General features: G+C 72.9%; 17 protein-coding genes. 12 read left to right on the plus strand and 5 right to left on the minus strand.

Annotated elements, in window-relative coordinates; translation table 11 throughout:
- Nucleotides 1–313 precede the first annotated feature (313 nt).
- On the plus strand, nucleotides 314–2,059 hold the full coding sequence (locus ACZ7GX_RS44570) for an AfsR/SARP family transcriptional regulator (RefSeq protein WP_498786736.1): 1,746 nt from the start codon (nucleotides 314–316) through the stop codon (nucleotides 2,057–2,059).
- A 149-nt stretch (nucleotides 2,060–2,208) separates the two neighbouring features.
- On the opposite strand, the gene ACZ7GX_RS44575 is transcribed toward ACZ7GX_RS44570, so the two are convergent.
- Both ACZ7GX_RS44575 and ACZ7GX_RS44580 read right to left on the minus strand, forming a co-directional pair.
- Nucleotides 2,209–2,805, minus strand: a complete 597-nt coding sequence (locus ACZ7GX_RS44575; protein WP_498786721.1) for an MmpS family transport accessory protein — start codon at nucleotides 2,803–2,805, stop codon at nucleotides 2,209–2,211.
- 205 nt (nucleotides 2,806–3,010) lie between these two features.
- Nucleotides 3,011–3,655, minus strand: a complete 645-nt coding sequence (locus tag ACZ7GX_RS44580) for a GTP cyclohydrolase II (RefSeq protein ID WP_498786722.1) — start codon at nucleotides 3,653–3,655, stop codon at nucleotides 3,011–3,013.
- A 95-nt stretch (nucleotides 3,656–3,750) separates the two neighbouring features.
- On the opposite strand from ACZ7GX_RS44580, the gene ACZ7GX_RS44585 reads away from it, so the two are divergent.
- Genes ACZ7GX_RS44585 through ACZ7GX_RS44600 form a run of 4 tightly spaced genes read left to right on the plus strand, consistent with a single transcriptional unit; the run spans nucleotide 3,751 to nucleotide 7,029 of the window.
- The gene (locus tag ACZ7GX_RS44585; protein WP_498786737.1) at nucleotides 3,751–4,149 is read left to right on the plus strand and encodes a 6-pyruvoyl trahydropterin synthase family protein; all 399 of its coding nucleotides are present in this window, start codon (nucleotides 3,751–3,753) and stop codon (nucleotides 4,147–4,149) included.
- A complete protein-coding gene (locus ACZ7GX_RS44590) occupies nucleotides 4,146–5,153 on the plus strand; it encodes a glycosyltransferase family 4 protein (RefSeq protein WP_498786723.1) in 1,008 nt (335 codons plus the stop codon). The genes ACZ7GX_RS44585 and ACZ7GX_RS44590 overlap by 4 nt, the downstream gene beginning before the upstream one ends.
- Entirely contained in the window at nucleotides 5,150–5,971 is an 822-nt protein-coding gene (locus ACZ7GX_RS44595; RefSeq protein ID WP_498786724.1) for a class I SAM-dependent methyltransferase, read from the plus strand. The genes ACZ7GX_RS44590 and ACZ7GX_RS44595 overlap by 4 nt, the downstream gene beginning before the upstream one ends.
- A complete protein-coding gene (locus tag ACZ7GX_RS44600; RefSeq protein WP_498786725.1) occupies nucleotides 5,968–7,029 on the plus strand; it encodes a lysylphosphatidylglycerol synthase transmembrane domain-containing protein in 1,062 nt (353 codons plus the stop codon). Before ACZ7GX_RS44595 ends, ACZ7GX_RS44600 begins: the two co-directional genes overlap by 4 nt.
- Here ACZ7GX_RS44600 and ACZ7GX_RS44605 read toward each other — a convergent pair.
- Both ACZ7GX_RS44605 and ACZ7GX_RS44610 read right to left on the minus strand, forming a co-directional pair.
- The gene (locus tag ACZ7GX_RS44605; protein ID WP_498786726.1) at nucleotides 6,958–7,641 is read right to left on the minus strand and encodes a creatininase family protein; all 684 of its coding nucleotides are present in this window, start codon (nucleotides 7,639–7,641) and stop codon (nucleotides 6,958–6,960) included. The two genes, ACZ7GX_RS44600 and ACZ7GX_RS44605, sit on opposite strands and share 72 nt — an antisense overlap.
- On the minus strand, nucleotides 7,628–8,596 hold the full coding sequence (locus ACZ7GX_RS44610) for a zinc-dependent alcohol dehydrogenase (protein ID WP_498786727.1): 969 nt from the start codon (nucleotides 8,594–8,596) through the stop codon (nucleotides 7,628–7,630). Before ACZ7GX_RS44610 ends, ACZ7GX_RS44605 begins: the two co-directional genes overlap by 14 nt.
- A 44-nt stretch (nucleotides 8,597–8,640) precedes the next feature.
- On the opposite strand from ACZ7GX_RS44610, the gene ACZ7GX_RS44615 reads away from it, so the two are divergent.
- Both ACZ7GX_RS44615 and ACZ7GX_RS44620 read left to right on the plus strand, forming a co-directional pair.
- The gene (locus tag ACZ7GX_RS44615; RefSeq protein ID WP_498786728.1) at nucleotides 8,641–9,372 is read left to right on the plus strand and encodes a CDP-alcohol phosphatidyltransferase family protein; all 732 of its coding nucleotides are present in this window, start codon (nucleotides 8,641–8,643) and stop codon (nucleotides 9,370–9,372) included.
- Nucleotides 9,365–9,751, plus strand: coding sequence for a DoxX family protein (locus ACZ7GX_RS44620; protein ID WP_498786729.1), 387 nt, complete (start codon nucleotides 9,365–9,367; stop codon nucleotides 9,749–9,751). The genes ACZ7GX_RS44615 and ACZ7GX_RS44620 overlap by 8 nt, the downstream gene beginning before the upstream one ends.
- Here ACZ7GX_RS44620 and ACZ7GX_RS44625 read toward each other — a convergent pair.
- Nucleotides 9,733–10,404 (minus strand): RibD family protein, encoded by a 672-nt coding sequence (locus ACZ7GX_RS44625; RefSeq protein WP_498786730.1) that lies wholly within the window; start codon nucleotides 10,402–10,404, stop codon nucleotides 9,733–9,735. The two genes, ACZ7GX_RS44620 and ACZ7GX_RS44625, sit on opposite strands and share 19 nt — an antisense overlap.
- A gap of 74 nt (nucleotides 10,405–10,478) precedes the next feature.
- On the opposite strand from ACZ7GX_RS44625, the gene ACZ7GX_RS44630 reads away from it, so the two are divergent.
- The 5 genes from ACZ7GX_RS44630 (at nucleotide 10,479) to ACZ7GX_RS44650 (ending at nucleotide 16,320) form a co-directional block, all read left to right on the plus strand.
- Entirely contained in the window at nucleotides 10,479–11,612 is a 1,134-nt protein-coding gene (locus ACZ7GX_RS44630) for a sensor histidine kinase (RefSeq protein WP_498786731.1), read from the plus strand.
- Nucleotides 11,609–12,277 (plus strand): response regulator, encoded by a 669-nt coding sequence (locus tag ACZ7GX_RS44635; RefSeq protein ID WP_498786732.1) that lies wholly within the window; start codon nucleotides 11,609–11,611, stop codon nucleotides 12,275–12,277. The genes ACZ7GX_RS44630 and ACZ7GX_RS44635 overlap by 4 nt, the downstream gene beginning before the upstream one ends.
- A 221-nt stretch (nucleotides 12,278–12,498) precedes the next feature.
- The gene (locus ACZ7GX_RS44640; RefSeq protein ID WP_498786733.1) at nucleotides 12,499–13,167 is read left to right on the plus strand and encodes a DUF2306 domain-containing protein; all 669 of its coding nucleotides are present in this window, start codon (nucleotides 12,499–12,501) and stop codon (nucleotides 13,165–13,167) included.
- Nucleotides 13,164–14,780, plus strand: coding sequence for a sulfatase-like hydrolase/transferase (locus tag ACZ7GX_RS44645; protein WP_498786734.1), 1,617 nt, complete (start codon nucleotides 13,164–13,166; stop codon nucleotides 14,778–14,780). The genes ACZ7GX_RS44640 and ACZ7GX_RS44645 overlap by 4 nt, the downstream gene beginning before the upstream one ends.
- Before the next feature lie 85 nt (nucleotides 14,781–14,865).
- On the plus strand, nucleotides 14,866–16,320 hold the full coding sequence (locus ACZ7GX_RS44650; RefSeq protein WP_498786735.1) for a serine hydrolase: 1,455 nt from the start codon (nucleotides 14,866–14,868) through the stop codon (nucleotides 16,318–16,320).
- The last annotated feature ends 108 nt before the right edge of the window (nucleotides 16,321–16,428 follow it).

The raw sequence follows: 16,428 nt of genomic DNA on the forward strand, positions 1-16,428 counted from the left end.
GTCGGTGGGATGACACGAAACCCGACCAACAACGGACCCGGCGCGTACCCACCCACCCCGCCGTCATCCTGCTGATCTGCCCGTCCGGCGAGGACAAGCTTTTCCTCACCCGCAAACCACTTCCGTGATTTCCGACACCACCCACCACCCAGATCCACCACCCAGATACACCACCCAGATCCACTGCCCAGATCCGCGAGGTGAACTCGCGATAAGGTGAAATAATCCCAACTACATTGTTGGCGCGGTTACTTTGTGACAGCTTTTCTCCTACAGTGGCTCGGTGAAGTTCGGAGTGCTCGGGCCGCTTACCGTGTCCGGATCGGATGGTGCGCACGTACAGATTCGTGGCCGACGTCTGCGGACCCTTCTCGCTGTTCTGCTGATGCACGCGGGCAAACCGGTTTCCGTCAACCACCTCGTTGACGCGATATGGGACGGCGACCCGCCCAAGTCGTATCTCTCCAACCTGCACACCTACGTGTCACGGCTGCGCGAACGGCTGCCCGGTCTGCGGATAGACCACGTCGACGGCCAGTACCTCTTACGCGTCGGGCCGGGCGACCTCGACCTGCTCGTGTTCCGGGCGAAGGTCGACGCCGCACGGCTCGCCGCACGCCGTGGCGAGCACGCCCTCGCCGCCGACCTCTACCGCAGCGCGCTGGCGCTGTGGCGGGACCGCCCCGTGGCCGACCTCGACGTCTCGGCGCTGGAACCGGAGATCTCGCACGGCGAGACCACGCGGCTGCTCGTCGTCGAGGACCGGTTCGAAGCCGAACTCGCCGCCGGGCGCCACGTCGAGGTGGTCGGCGAGCTGGAGGCGGCGGTGGCCGAGCACCCGACGCGGGAGCGGCTGTGCCGCCAGCTCATGATCGCCTTGTGCGGTGCCGGCAGGCAGGCCGACGCGCTGGCCGTGTACCGGACGGCCCGTGACGCGATGGTCGACGCGCTCGGCCTGGAGCCGAGCCCGGCGCTGCGGCGGCTGCACCAGGAGATCCTCCGCGGCGACGTGCCGGAGCCGGCCGCCGAGCCGGTCGAGCCCGCGTTCCCGCTGTGCCAGCTCCCCCCGGACACCGCCGACTTCTCCGGCCGCGGCGGTGAGCTGGAGCAGGTCGTCGCGGCGCTGCGGGCGAACGCCGCCTCCGTGCCGGTCGTCGTGCTCACCGGCGAGCCGGGCGTCGGCAAGACCGCGTTGGCGATCAGGGTGGCGCACCGGCTGCGGGCCGAGTTCCCGGACGGACAGCTGTTCGCGGACCTCGCGGGCACGACGCCGAACCCCAAGCAGGCCCGTGACGTGCTGGGCAGCCTGCTGCGGGCGTTGTGGCGCAACGGCGCGCCGATCCCGGAGGACCTGGAGGACCGGGCGGCGGCCGTCCGCGCGTGCCTCGCCGACCGGCGGGTGCTGGTCGTGCTGGACGACGCCGCGTCCGCCGCCCAGGTCCGCGCCCTGCTGCCCGGAACCGCAGGCTGCGCCGTGCTCGTCACCGGCCGCGGCAGGCTGGACGGCCTGGCCGGCTCGACGTCGCTGGCCGTCCCGCCGTTCGGCGTGGACGAGGCTCGCGCGCTGCTGGGCCGGATCGCGGGCCGTGAACGCGTCGAACTGGAACGTGCCGCCGCCGACGAAGTAGTGGCGCTGTGCGGCGGCGTGCCGCTGGCCGTGCGGATCGCCGCGACCCGCCTGGCCGCCCGGCGGCACCTGAGCGTGCGGTCGCTCGCCGACCGGTTGGCCGACGAACGCGGCCGCTTGGACGAGCTGGCCGTCGGCGGTCTCCAGGTGCGGCCGGCGGTCGCGAGCAGCTACGCGGCCTTGGCGCCGCCGGCCCGCGCCGGACTCCGCCGACTGGCGCTGCTCGGGCCCGTGGACGTCGCCGAGAGCGTGGTCGCCGCCGTGCTGGGCGTGCCGGACGCCGACGGGGTGGTCGAGGAGCTGGTGCGGTCGAGCCTGCTCACACCTGGTGGCCTGAACGCCGGCGGCCAGCCCCTCTACCGGCTGCCCGAACTCGTGCGGGTGTACGGCGTGGAGCAGGCCGACCGCGAGGACCGCAACGCGATCCTCTGACTCGTGGGCACCACCACACGGTTGCCTGACCAGCAAGCCCGCCACACGATCGTCCGACCAAGACCGAGGGCCCGGCGGAGAACTTCCCACCGGGCCCTCGATCACGTCACCTCGCTCCACATCACCTCACGACGTGCGCGTCACCACGATCAGGTGCCCATGCACGACGCCGTGGCGAACGGACCGGTCGCCGTGTTCGTCGACACGACCTCGCCGTCGACCGTGATCTTGCAGCTCACCGTGCCGCCGTTCTCGTCCGCCGTCGCCGTGAGCGTGCCGCCCTTGTAAACGCCCTGGTTCTCCGTCTGCGTGGTCCACGGCAGGGTCGCGGCCGTCTCGGTCTTCGGGTCGAGCACCTCGCCGTAGAGGATCTCCACGTTCGCCGCGTCACCGGTGACCTCGTAGTCGACCTTGGCGACCCGGTTGACCTCCTCCTGGATCTCGTTGACCGCGGAGTTGAACACGAACACCCACACGATGCAGACCGCCAGGCCGATCACCGACACCGCGATGCCGGTGATGGACAGGCCCTTGTTGGTGGCACGTCCCTTGTTCACCCTGGCCAGTCCGACGGCCGAGAAGATGAGACCCAGGATCACGAGCGGCCAGGCGACCACGCCGATGAACGGGATGGGCGAGAACACCAGACCCACCAGGCCGAGGACGAACCCCGCCGTGCCCAAGCCGTTGCGAGGCGGCTGGGGGATCGGCGGCGGCACTGGCGGATAGGAGGTCTGCTGGCTCATGAGCTCTTTTCTCTTCCTGAATTGCCTGAATTGCGGAATGTGTGCGCCGAGCGAGCCGCGGCTCACCGGAAATGCGCGTCGCGGCACCGTCCTCCGTTTTGGGGAACGGCGGGTAAATGACGCACGGGGCGTCGGCGTCGCATAGCCTCGCACGCGTCACCACACGCCCCGCACACACACCGTGCACAGTTCAGGAGGTCCCGGGTTACCGGGCCGTGGGATATTCGTAGCCCGCCGGCTGGTCCACCTGCGGCAGGTCGTGGCCCAGCCGGTCGCGCTTCGCGGTCAGGTAGCCGATGTTGTGCGGGTTGGGCCGCATCAGGTGCGGCACGCGGTCCGCGACCTCGATGCCGTTGGCCTCCAACGACTCGATCTTGTCCGGGTTGTTCGACATCAACCGCACGGACGTGACGCGCAGGTGCTTCAGCACGCGCGCGGCCGGTGAGTAGTCCCGGACGTCGACGGGGAGCCCGAGCGTGGTCGCCGAGTCGAGCGTGTCCAGGCCCTGCTCGTCCTGCAGCACGTGCGTGCGCACCTTCGCCACCAGGCCGATGCCGCGCCCCTCGTGACCGCGCAGGTAGATCAGGATGCCGCTGCCCTCGGCCACGATCCGGTCCAGCGCCGCGTCGAGCTGGTCGCCGCACTCGCAGCGCATCGCGCCGAAGAGGTCGCCGGTCATGCACTCGGAGTGCACGCGCACCAGCACGTTCTCGCGCAGCGCCGTGCGGCCGTAGACGAGCGCCATGTGCTCGTGCCCGTCGACCCGGAACGCCACCGCGCGGAACGTGCCGCGTCGCGTGACCAGGTCCGACTCCGCCAGGTCCTCGTCGTTGAAGGCTTCTTCGCGCATCCGGCTCCCTCGTCACCCGAACCCGACACCGGCGAGGAGATCACTACGCTCGACCGGTACTTGCACCGTAGCTCGCTCACTCGGCGGAGGTCACCCTGTTCAGCATCACCGTTCGTGATCACGTGATGGTCGCCCACAGCTTCCGCGGCGAGGTCTTCGGTCCCGCCCAACGGCTGCACGGGGCGACGTTCGTGGTGGACGCGAGGTTCAAGCGGGAAGAGCTCGACGCCGACAACATCGTGGTCGACATCGGACTCGCGACGGAGCGGCTGCGCGCCGTCCTCGGTGAGCTCAACTACCGCAACCTGGACGACGTGCCGGAGTTCGCCGGGGTCAACACGTCGACCGAGTTCCTGGCCAAGCACATCGCGGACGAGCTGGCGGAGGCCGTGCACGCCGGTTCGCTCGGCGAGGGCGCGCGGGGGCTGTCCGGCATCGAGGTCTCGCTGCACGAGTCGCACGTCGCGTGGGCGAGCTACGAACGCCCGCTGTGACGGTCCACTTCGTCCTGCCCGGCGGCGTGGACGACCCGGCGTCACCGAGCGGCGGCAACGTCTACGACCGGCGGGTGCTCGACAGCCTCCCCTCGGTGCGCGAGATCGTGGTGCCCGGCTCGTGGCCTCAGCCCGGAACGGCCGCCCGCTCGGCGTTGAGCCAGGCGTTGAGCGGGATCGGGGACGGCTCGGTCGTCGTGCTCGACGGGCTGGTGGCGTGCGGTGTGCCGGAGGTCGTCGTGCCGCACGCCGACCGGTTGCGGCTGGTGGTCCTGGTGCACCTGCCGCTGGCCGACGAGACGGGCCTGCCACCGGCCCTGGCCGCCCGGCTCGACACCGCCGAGCGGGAGGTCCTCCGGGCCGCGCACGCCGTCGTGGCCACCAGCCCGTCGGCGGCGCGGCGGCTCACGTCGCACCACGGGTTGGCCCGGGTCCACGTCGTCGTGCCCGGCACGGACCCCACGCCACTGGCCGCCGGCACCGACGGCGTGTCCCGGTTGCTCTGCGTCGCCTCGCTCACTCCCCGCAAGGGGCACGAGGTGCTGGTGCGCGCGCTGGCTTCGGTGGCCGATCTGCCGTGGACCTGCGCGTTCGTCGGGCCGGAGCGGTCGCCGGTGCGCGAGCTGGTCGACCGGCACGGGCTGGCTTCGCGGGTCGAACTGCGCGGTCCTCTCAGCGGTGCGGCGCTCGACGACGCGTACGCGACGGCGGACCTGTTCGTGCTGGCGTCGTTGGCCGAGACGTACGGGATGGTGGTGACCGAGGCGTTGGCCCGGGGTCTGCCGGTGGTGGCCAGCTCCGTGCCGGACGCGCTCGGCTCCGGGGGCGTGCTGCTGCCGGCGGGTGACGTGGCGGCGTTCTCCGAAGCCCTGCGGCGGTGGCTGACCGATGAGGACTGGCGGCGCGACCTGCGCGGTCGTGCGGCGGCACGTCGGCGTGAGCTGTCCACATGGGACGAAACGGCCGCTCGGCTGGCCGAGGTGCTGGCTAGTCTGCGGCCATGAGCACCTTCGCACCGGAATGGCTGTCACTGCGCGAGAAGGCCGACGCGGAGGCCCGCGCGGTGGACCTGGTCGACCGGCTACTGAAGATCGATCTGAACCGGGACCCCCTCGTGGTGCGTGATCTCGGGTGTGGAACGGGATCGTTGGGACGGTGGCTCGCCGGCCGGTTGGGTGGTCCGCAGCACTGGGTGCTGCACGACCGCGACCCCCGGCTGCTCAGCATCGCGGCGGCGACCGTGAGCGGGGTGACGATCGAGACGCACGAGGGCGACCTGACCGGGCTGACCGGTGCGGACGTCGCCGGGACGTCGCTGGTCACCGCGTCGGCGCTGCTGGACCTGCTGACCGCCGAGGAGGTGGACGCCCTGGCCGGCGCGTGCATGGAGGCGGGGTGCCCGGCGCTGTTCACGCTGTCGGTGGCGGGTCGGGTGGAGTTCGAGCCGGCCGAGTCGCTGGACGGGGACTTCGAAGCGGCGTTCAACGCGCACCAGCGGCGGGTGGTCGACGGGCGTCGGCTGCTGGGGCCGGATGCCGTCGCCGTCACGGTGGAGGCGTTCGAACGGCGGGGCGCGGAGGTGACGACGAGCCCGAGCCCGTGGCGGCTGGGGCCGGAGCAGGCCGCGCTGGCGGGGGAGTGGCTGCGCGGGTGGGTGGGGGCGGCGGTGGAGCAGGAACCGGGGCTGGCCGCCGACGCGCCCGACTACCTGCGGCGCAAGCTCGACCACAGCCGACGCGTGGTGGTGCACCACACGGACCTCTTGGCGGTGCCTCGATCCGCGGTGGTGGACCGCACGGATCCCTTGGCGGTGCCCCGATGACCGGGACGGTCGAGCCGCCCAACGCGCTCACCGGGCCCAACGCACTTGCCCGACCCAACCCACTTGCCCGGCCTTCGCTCGCCCTGCCCAACGCACTTGCCCGGCCCGTGGTGAAGCGGCTGTGGCCCTGGCTGCGGCTCCTGATCGCGGTCGCCATCCTGGTGGCCCTGGGCCGCCGGCTCGGCGCCGACGCGTTCCTGGACGGCCTGCGCGCGGTCGACGGCGGGGCGGTCGCGGCGGCGTTGGGCATCGGGCTGCTGACCACCGTGACCAGCGCCTGGCGGTGGTGTCTCATCGCCCGCCGCCTCGGCCTGCCGCTTACCCTCCGCACCGCCGTGTCCGACTACTACCGCGGCCTCTTCCTCAACGCCGTCCTCCCCGCCGGCGTCCTCGGCGACGTCCACCGGGCCGTGAGCCACGGGCGGCGGGCAGGCGACGTCGGGCGCGGCGTCCGGGCGGTCGTGTTCGAGCGCGCCGCCGGACAGGCCGTGCTGGTCGCCCTCGGCGTCACCGTCCTGCTCACCGAATCCCTTCCCGTCGACGTACCGGTCCTCGGCCTGCTGACCGCCCTCGCCCTCGTCACCCTCGCCGGCCTCTCGGCGAGAGTCCGCCGAGCAGCACGGACCACCTGGGCCGACGCCCGCACCGGCCTGCTGAACCGCGCGGTCCTGCCCAAGGTCGCCCTGCTCTCGGCGGTGACGTTGGCCGGGCACGTGGCGCTGTTCGCGGTGGCGGCCAGGGCCGCCGGCGCCTCGGCACCGACCACCCGCCTCCTCCCGCTGATCGTGCTCGCCCTGCTGGTCATGGCCATCCCGCTGAACGTCGGCGGCTTCGGCCCGCGGGAGGCGTTCCTGGCGGTGGCGTTCGGGGTGGCCGGGCTCGGCGCCGCGCAAGGTGTCACGACCGGCGTCGTCTACGGCGTGCTCGCGCTGATCGGCAGCCTCCCCGGCATCCTCGCCCTGATACCCCGGTCGGGGATACCAGGCTCAGAACACCGACAGGTACGCCCCGAACGACTCGACCAGCGCCGCGAGCACGTCCCGGCCCTTGTCGGCTGAGGCCAGCGACGGCCGCCCGATCACCCCCGACGACGTGTACGGCGCGAGCCCCAGCGTGAGCATGTGCGGCCGGTCGTCGGCCAGGTGGTCGCTCGTCTCGTACCCGGGTCTGACCAGTTCCGGGTGGGCGTGCAGGAGGATGGACGTCTCCAGCTCACCCGCGTGCATGTCGCTGCGCGACGACGTCTCGACCCCGGCGGCGTCGCGTGCCGCGGCCCAGTCGCCGCTGCCGGGGAACAACGCCATCCCCTCCGACTCCTGCACCACGTTCGACAGCACGTAGTTCCCGCCGTGCCCGCTGACCAGCACCAGGTTCGGCACGCCCGAGCGCCGCAACGACTCCGCCACGTCACGCACCACCGCGTACAGCGTCCGCGCCGAGATGCTCACCGTGCCCGGCCACGCCGCGTGCTCCTGCGAGCACGAGATCGTGATCGGCGGCAGCAGCTGCACCGGGTGCGCGTCGGCGATCGCCCGCGCGATCGTGCAGGCGACCACCGTGTCCGTGGCCAGCGGCAGGTACGGGCCGTGCTGCTCGTGGCTGCCGACCGGCAGCACCGCCACGGTCGCCGCACGCGCACGCACGTCTTCGGTGGTGTCAGGCAGGTACATGCCCGGCACGGTAGTCAACGCGGTGGCACAGGGGCGGCAAAGCGCCACCCGCCAGCACGGACGGCAGGTCGTCGAACCGGCTCTCACCGCTGATCAGCGCGTCGAACACGGGATCGGCGAGCAGGTCCAGCGCCAGCGCCATCCGCTCGGCGTACGTGCGGTCCGGCCGCGCCACCACGCCGACCTGGCTGCCGCGCACCCGCAGCCGGCGCGAGTGGAAGAACTCGCCGAGCGGCACCGACACCCGCCGGTCGCCGTACCAGCTCAGCTCCACCACCTGCCCTTCCGGCGCGAGCAGCGCCAACGACCGGGCCAGCCCCTCCTCGGACGCGCTCGCGTGCACGACCAGGTCGCAGTGCCCCGACGCCTCTTCGGGCGACGCGAAGTCGACCCCCAGCGCGGCGGCCACCGACGCGCGGTCCGGGTCGGCGTCCACCAGTTGCAGCCGCACGCCCGGGAACCGGGCCAGCACGGCGGCCACGGCGCACCCCACCATCCCGCCGCCGACGACCGCGATCCGGTCGCCGATCAACGGCCGGGCGTCCCACAGCGCGTTCACCGCCGTCTCCACCGTCCCGGCCAGCACCGCACGCGCGGCGGGCACCGGGTCCGGCACGGGCGTCACGGCGTCGGCGGGCACCACGTAGTGCGTCTGGTGTGGATAGAGGCAGAACACCGTGCGGCCGAGCAGCGGTCCCCGTTCCACCACGCCGACGTTGAGGTAGCCGTACTTCACCGGCCACGGGAACTCGCCCTCCTGGAACGGCGCCCGCATCACGTCGTGCTGGCTCGCCGGCACGCCACCGCGCAGGACCAGGCTCTCCGTGCCCCGGCTGATCCCCGAGTACAGCGTGCGCACCAGCACGTCGTCGGGTCCGGGCTCGGGCAGCGACACGTCCCGGATCTCGGTTTTTCCCGACGAGGTGAACCAGAGTGCCCTCGCAGAGCGTGTCATCTGTACAACCTCCGGACAACGGGGCCACCGCCACGAGGGGCACGATGACGACACTTCACCACAGCGCGGCCCGGCAGGGGCAGCCCAGCACCGAGCCGGTCGCCTGGGCGGGCGGCCAGGTGGTCCTGCTCGGCGTGCTGGAGGGCACGGTCGGGTTGGGCGTGCTCGGGTGGCTCGCGGGCCTCGCGTACGCGGTGGCGAACCAGGCGTTGCTCAGCGGCGCGGTGCAGCGGTCGTCGCGCGGGGCGCTGGGGCCGGCCGACCGGGTCACGGTGGCCAGGGGGCTGCTGGTGGGTGGCGTCACGGCGCTGGTGGCCGACGGCGGGCACCACCCGGCACTGCTGGTCGCGGTCGCCGCCGTCGCGCTGGCGCTGGACTTCGTGGACGGGCAGGTGGCGCGGCGCACGGGCACGGCGTCGGCGATGGGCGCGCGGTTCGACATGGAGGTCGACGCGTTCCTGATCCTGGTGCTGAGCGTGCACGTGGCGCTCACCCTGGGGCCGTGGGTCATGGTGATCGGCGCGCTGCGGTACGCGTTCGTCGTGGCGTCCTGGGGCCTGGCCTGGCTGCGGGACCCGCTGCCGCCGAGCTACGCGCGCAAGGTCGTGGCGGCCGTGCAGGGGATCGCGCTGGTCGTGGCCGCGTCCGGCCAGCTGCCATACCCGGACGTCCTCGTCGGACTCGCGCTGGCCTCGCTCGTCTGGTCGTTCGGCCGTGACATCGCCTGGTTGTGGCGCAATGCCCCCGCATCGGTGGAAGGAGTCAGCCATGGCTGACGCAGCCCGAACGAAGATCAGCGTCGCGAACATCGCCCTCTGGGCGTTGCAGGTGCTGCTGGCCGCGTACTTCGCCTACAGCGGTGTGTCGCTGCTCGGCGACGACTTCGTCGGCAAGTTCGACAAGATCGGCTTCGGCCAGTGGCTGCGGTACGTGACCGGGGTGCTGGAGCTCGCCGGCGCGCTCGGCCTGCTGGTGCCGAGGCTGTGCGGGCTCGCCGCGGCGGGCCTGGTCGGCGTGATGGCCGGCGCGGTCGCCACGGAGCTGGTCATCCTGGGCGACCCCGACGGCGCGGTGCTGCCCGCCGTGCTGCTCGGGCTGGCGGCCGTGGTGGCGCTCGGCCGCCGTGCCACCGTCCTTCAGGCCTTCGGGAAGTAGCGCAGCACGGCGACGTCGCCGAGCTTGTCCACGTCCGCCAGGTGGAAGCGGCGCGCCGGGCCGCCGGGGAACTCGGCCGGGTTGACGAACCGCGGTGCGGCGGCCTGCCCGATCAGCATCGGCGCGACCGCCATCCGGATCTCGTCGGCCAGCCCGGCGGACAGGAACGCGGTGTGGATGGTGGCGCCGCCCTCCACCATGAGCCGGTCGACGCCGCGTGCGCCGAGGTCGTCCAGCAACGCCCCGAAGTCGACCTCCGGTCCCAGCGACACGACCTCCGCCAGGTCGCCCACGGCCTCGACGGCCCGGTCGCGGCCGGAATCGGCGGTGTAGACGAGCTTGTCGCCGCCGTGGTGCCAGAACTTGAGCGCCGGGTCGAGGTCGCCGCTGCCGGTCACGGTCACCTTCATCGGGTGCTCGGGACGTCCCCTGGCCACCCGGGCTGCCCGGCGGTGCGCGCCGTTGACCAGCAGGCGCGGGTTGTCGCAGCGGATCGTGGCCGCGCCGACCATGATCGCGCCGGACTCCGCGCGCACCTGGTCCACGTGGTCGAAGTCCTCGGCGTTGGACAGCGGGAACCGTTGCGCGCTGCGGTCGTCGATGTAGCCGTCCACGCTGACGGCCACGCTGAGCAGGACGTACGGACGGGTCACGCGCCCCACCGTACCGACGTCGTCTCGTACTTCAGGCCGATCCGGCGCGCGCCTCGCTCTCGTACGATCGGCCCGTGCACGCCGTCCTCCGCTCGACGTGGGCTGAACCCCGCCCTCTCCACCCGCCGCGGCGGGTGTGGCGTGACTGGGCGCTCGTGGGCGTGCTCGTGCCGGCGGCGGCGCTGGAGATGGCCCTGCGGACGGACCTGCCGTGGCGCGGCCTGTGGGCCGTCGTGGTGATCGGACTGGTGCCCACCCTGCTGTGGCGCCGGACCCGACCGCTGCTGGTGCTCGTCATCGCCATGGCCGCCACGGGCCTGGTCCCGCTCCTCACCGGCGAGCGCGTCGAGCCCTACACGACGGCGTTCGTGCTGATCCTGGTGTACTCGGTGGTCAGGTGGGGTTCCGGGCGCGAGGCCGTCGTCGGCCTGGCCATCGTGCTCGGCGGCGTGTGCGTGTCCATAGCGCTGCGCCACCTCGCTCTCTTGGACGCGATCGGCGGGCTCACCGTGATGTTCACGGCGACCGCCCTCGGCGTCGCCACGCGCTACCGGGGCCGCCTGCGGGCGCGTGAACTCGACCAGGTCAAGCTGGTGGAACGGGAACGGCTGGCCCGCGACCTGCACGACACGGTCGCCCACCACGTGTCGGCGATCGCGATCCGCGCCCAGGCGGGCCTCGCGACCGCCGTGACGCAGCCGGACGCCGCGACCGACGCGCTGCGCCTGATCGAGGCCGAGGCCTCGCGCGCCCTCGCCGAGATGCGCGCGATGGTCCGCGTCCTGCGGCGCGACGAACCCGTCGACCTGGCGCCCAGCCCGCGCATCGCCGACCTCGGGCAGCTCGCGACGTCGTCCCGCACCGGCCCGTCGGTCGAGGTGGGGCTCGCGGGCGACCTGGACGGCGTCCACCCGTCGGTCGACGCCGCGGTCTACCGCCTGGCCCAGGAAGCGGTCACCAACGCGCGGCGGCACGCCCGGCACGCCACCCGCATCGAGGTGCGCGTCGACGCCGACGACACGTCGGTGCGGCTGCGCGTGAGCGACGACGGCGACGCCTCCGCCGGCGCCTCCGCCGAGCCGGGGTACGGGCTCATCGGCATGGCCGAGCGCGTCGACCTGCTCGGCGGCACCTGCACCGCCGGTCCCGACCGCGACCGGGGCTGGACCGTGACCGCCACCGTGCCCCGGACGGGAACGGGCGCGTGACCGTCCGCGTGGTCGTGGCCGACGACCAGGAGATCGTCCGCACCGGGCTCGCGATGATCCTCGACGCCCAACCGGGCATCGAGGTCGTCGGCGCGGCGGCCGACGGGCGACGGGCCGTGGAACTCGCCCGACGCCTGCGCCCGGACGTGTGCCTGTTCGACATCCGCATGCCCGGTCTCGACGGGATCGAGGCCACCCGGCTGCTGGCCGGACCGGACGTGGCCGACCCGCTCGCCGTCGTCGTCATCACCACGTTCGACCTCGACGAGTACGTCTTCGCCGCGCTCCGGGCGGGCGCCGTCGGCTTCCTGCTCAAGGACGCCGGTCCCGCGCTGCTCGCCCAGGCCGTCCACGCCGCCGCCGAGGGCGACGCGCTGATCGCGCCGAGCATCACCGCCCGGCTGCTCAAGACCTTCGCCGCCGTCGAACCGGTCGCGCCCGCCCAACCCCTGGAACCGCTCACGGACCGCGAGGAGCAGGTCCTGCTCACCGTGGCACGCGGGCGGACGAACCGCGAGATCGCCGACGAGCTGCACATCACCCTGAGCACGGTCAAGACGCACATCGCGAGCCTGATGACCAAGCTGGCCGCCCGCAACCGGGTCGAGATCGCCATGTGGGCCTACGAGACGAACCGCCTCACCGGCCGCCCCCGGTCGACCTGACCCGACCCGGCCCGGCCTGACCCGACCGACCTGCCCGACCGAACCCGCCTGCCGGAGCGAACCCGCCGCCACGCCCCCGCGCCGCCGGCCGAAAGTACTAGTCGCACCTGCCCGGGAGTACTGCCCGGCTCCGGCCCTTCTCCCGATGTCCGCCACGTCGCCCGTCACCAGACTCGGATCACACCGAGACCGGGCGACCGGACCGACGAAGGGCCTCCGCCGTGACCTCCTCCCGCAGGGCCGACTGGCTCGTGCCCACCGCCTTGATCGCGCTCACGCTCATCCCGATGGCCGGCGGCGCGCTGCGCCTCACCGACCTGGCCGGCGGCGAGGTCACCCCGGAGAACGCGCGGTTCTTCGCCGCGCCGGCGCCGGTGGTGCTGCACATCGTCGGTGCCGTCCTGTACTGCCTAGGGGGCGCCTTCCAGTTCGCGCCGGGGTTCCGCCGCCGGCACCGGGCCGGGCACCGCGCCCTCGGCCGGGTGCTCGTCCCGGCCGGCCTGCTGATGGCCCTCACCGGCCTGTGGATGACGTTGTTCTACCCCTTCCCCGAAGGGGACGGCCACCTCCTCGCCGCCTTCCGGCTGGTGACGGGCTCCGCCACGGCCCTGGCCCTGGTCCTCGGCCTCCGGGCGATCCTGCGGCGGGACGTCGTCCGGCACCGCGCGTGGATGATCCGCGCCTACGCGATCGCCCAGGGCGCGGGCACGCAGGCGCTCGTCACCATCGCCTGGGTCCTGCTCGTCGGCCCGGCCACCGGCTTGACCAGGACGCTGCTGCTGGGCCTCGGCTGGGCGATCAACATCGTCGTGGCGGAATGGCTCATCGGTGAACCGGCCAGGGGTCGGCGCGCGTTGTACCGGGCAAGGAGAGCAGAGAGGACCGCATGACCGAGGACACCGCGGACCGCCGCGGTCGCCGCACGGCGGTCACCGCCTCGGCCGCCGCGCTCGTCCTGCTCGCGCTGCTGATGCCCGGCGACGCCGACTCGCTGGCACCGGCCGCGTTCCTCCGCCTCCCGGTGGAGGCGCTGCTCGGCGTGGTGCTGGTGCTGGTGCTGCCGGAACGGGCGCGACGCGTCGCGGCGCCGGTGGGCGGGGCCCTGCTCGGCCTGCTCCTCGTGCTGAAGGCGCTGGACGTCGGGTTCGACGCGGTGCTGCACCGGCCGTTCGACCTGGTGCTCGACTGGCCGCTGCTGGAGCCCGCGGTGGACTACGTGGACGTCACGGCGGGGCGGTTCGCGGCGGTGGCGGTCGTCGTCCTCGCCGTCCTCCTGGCGGCGGGGGTGGTGTTCCTGGCGGCACGGTCCGCGGTGCGGCTGAGCGGAGTCGTGGTCCGCCACCGGATCGCCGCCGCCCGCGTCGTCGCCGTCCTCACCGTCGTGTGGATCACGCTCGCCGGCCTCCAACCCGCACCCGTCGGCCCGGTCGCGTCCCACAGCACGGCGGAGTTCGTCTACGACCAGGCACGGCGGGTGCACGCCGGACTGCGCGACCGCGGCCGGTTCGCCGCGGAGTCGGCGGTGGACCCGTTCGCCGCCACGGCGGCCGGGGAGATGCTGACCTCGTTGCGCGGCAAGGACGTCGTCGTGGCGTTCGTCGAGAGCTACGGGCGTTCCGCCGTCGAGCACCCGGACATCGCGCCGCACGTCACCCCGGTGCTCGACTCGGGCGCACGCCGACTCTCCGACGCCGGGTACGCCTCCCGCAGCGCCTATCTCACCTCGCCGACCGCGGGCGGCGGCAGCTGGCTCGCCCAGGCCACCCTGCTGTCCGGGCTGTGGATCGACAACCAGCAGCGCTACCGCACGCTCCTGGCGAGCGACCGGCTCACGCTCGGCGGCGCGTTCCGGCGCGCGGGCTGGCGTTCGGTCGGCGTCATGCCGGGCATCACGAAGGCGTGGCCGGAAGGCGGGTTCTTCGACTACGACCGGATCTACGCGTTCGACGACCTCGACTACCGCGGCCCGCGCTTCGGCTACGCCACCGCGCCCGACGAGTTCACGATGTCGAAGTTCCAGCAGTTCGAGCGCGCCGACGAGCACGCGCCCGTGATGGCGGCGATCCCCCTGCTGTCCAGCCACGCGCCGTGGTCGCCCGCGCCGACGTCGGTCGGCTGGCACAACGTCGGCGACGGCTCGGTGTTCCACTCCATGACCTCCGGCGAGGCCCCCGCGGAGGACATGTTCGGTCGCGACCCGGCGCTCGTGCGGTCCGACTACTCGCGCACGGTCGAGTACTCGATCAACACCCTGGTGTCCTACGTCGAGACCTACGGCGACGACGACCTCGTGCTCGTCTTCCTCGGCGACCACCAGCCCGCGCCGTTCGTCACCGGCCCGGACGCGGGTCGGGACGTGCCGATCACCGTCGTGACCCGCGACCGGGCCGTGCTCGCCCGCACCGACGCCTGGGGTTGGACCGACGGCCTGGACCCCGGTCCTCAAGCGCCCGTGCGCCCCATGGACACCTTTCGCGACCAATTCCTTACCGCGTTCCGCTAGCCGCTTCCGGTGGATGTCCGATCGGCGCCGGCGGCGAATGCACTACCGTCGGCGGCGCAGATGGATGACTTCACGGGGGAGTGCGATGAGATCCTTCCGACGCAGACTGCTCACCGCCACCGCCTTCACGGCGGCGACGGTGCTGGTCAGCGCAGTGGCCACGGCGACGACCGCGACCGCGGGCGGTGACGTCAACGCCCTGCTGGCCGAGTCGCTGCGGCAGGCCGTGGTCGCGCAGGACTTCAAGGACGTGCTCGACCTGACCCCGCCCGAGCAGGCGGGGGCGTCGTCGAAGGCGGGGGCGCCGGAGAAGTACGACCCGCTGTCGGCCGAGGAGGCGTCGACGGCCCGGCTCGACGCCGCCGCGGCCCGGCCGCTGCACCAGACGCCGAACATGGACCTCGCGGTGATCGAGCTCGACCGCCTCGGCCGCCCGATCGCGATGGCCGACGTCCTGCTCAGCCCGCAGTACCCGAACGGGATCGTGGTGCCGCTCAACGAGCGGACGATCTCCGCCGACAAGGTGCGCTACCGCTGGTGGGACGACACCGAGTGGGACGTCAACGGCGGCCGGGGTACCCGTGACGTGCTCGCGGGGCGGGAGAACGCGCCCATCGACTTCTCCTCGCCGTATCCGGCGTCGGTGCTCAAGCTCATGGTCGGCTTCGGCGTGCTCCGGCTGGCCGACCGGGGCCGGGTCGACCTCGACGCGGTCTACGACTACCGGCCGGTGACGCAGCACCCGGTGTGCGGCGCCGCGTCCAGCAAGGTGATCCGGCAGCACTTCGACGAGATGATCACCAAGTCGCAGAACGAGTCCACCTGCGCGTTGATCAAGATGATCCACGACCTCGGCGCGTGGGACGAGGTCAACCGCACGTTCGTCGAGCTCGGCATGCCGACGCTGATGGTCACCGGCACCAACCCGGAGAACGGCGGCCGCTGGATCGGGTCGAACATGAGCAGCATCGACACCGCGAAGCTGCTCCTGCTGGTCAACGGCGGCTCCGGCGTGCTGTGGACGACCGACGCGGGCAGGCTCGTCACGCGCAACGAGCTCACCGAGGCGTCCCGCGTGCAGTTCATCAAGTCGCTGGGCAACCAGGGCCACAACGAGATGCTGTCCACCACGAACCACTGCGGGCGCGACTACCCGGTGCAGGGCATCGCGCAGCTGACCCCGCCGCGCTGGGTCCAGCCCGACGGCACGATGAAGGTCGGCGACGCCGTGTACGACAGCGACGTCCGGCCGTGCGACGCGGTCGCCGAGGTGACGTTCGGCCACAAGACCGGCTGGGTCGACACGACCGGCAGCGACGCGGGCATCGTGAAGTCCCTGCCCGGCAACACGCGGCGCAACTACATCGTGGTCGCGTTCAGCAACCTGGGCACCGACTACGTCGACACCTACCGCCCCGCCAACCGGCCCGGCGTCTTCCCGGTGCTCTACACCGAGAAGTACGCCAAGCTGGGCGCGGCCGTCGACGACATCATGACGGCGATCGCGCCGCTGCCCCACTGGAACGTGCGCCAGGGTTAGCCGCGTGGGGGGGGGGGGGGGGGGGGGGGGGGGGGGGGGGGGGGGGGGCGGGCCCCGCGGGGGGGGGGGGGGGGTGCGCCCAGCAACACCTCACCCCCCCCCCCGCCA

Source organism: Actinosynnema sp. NPDC037264 (assembly GCF_055603705.1).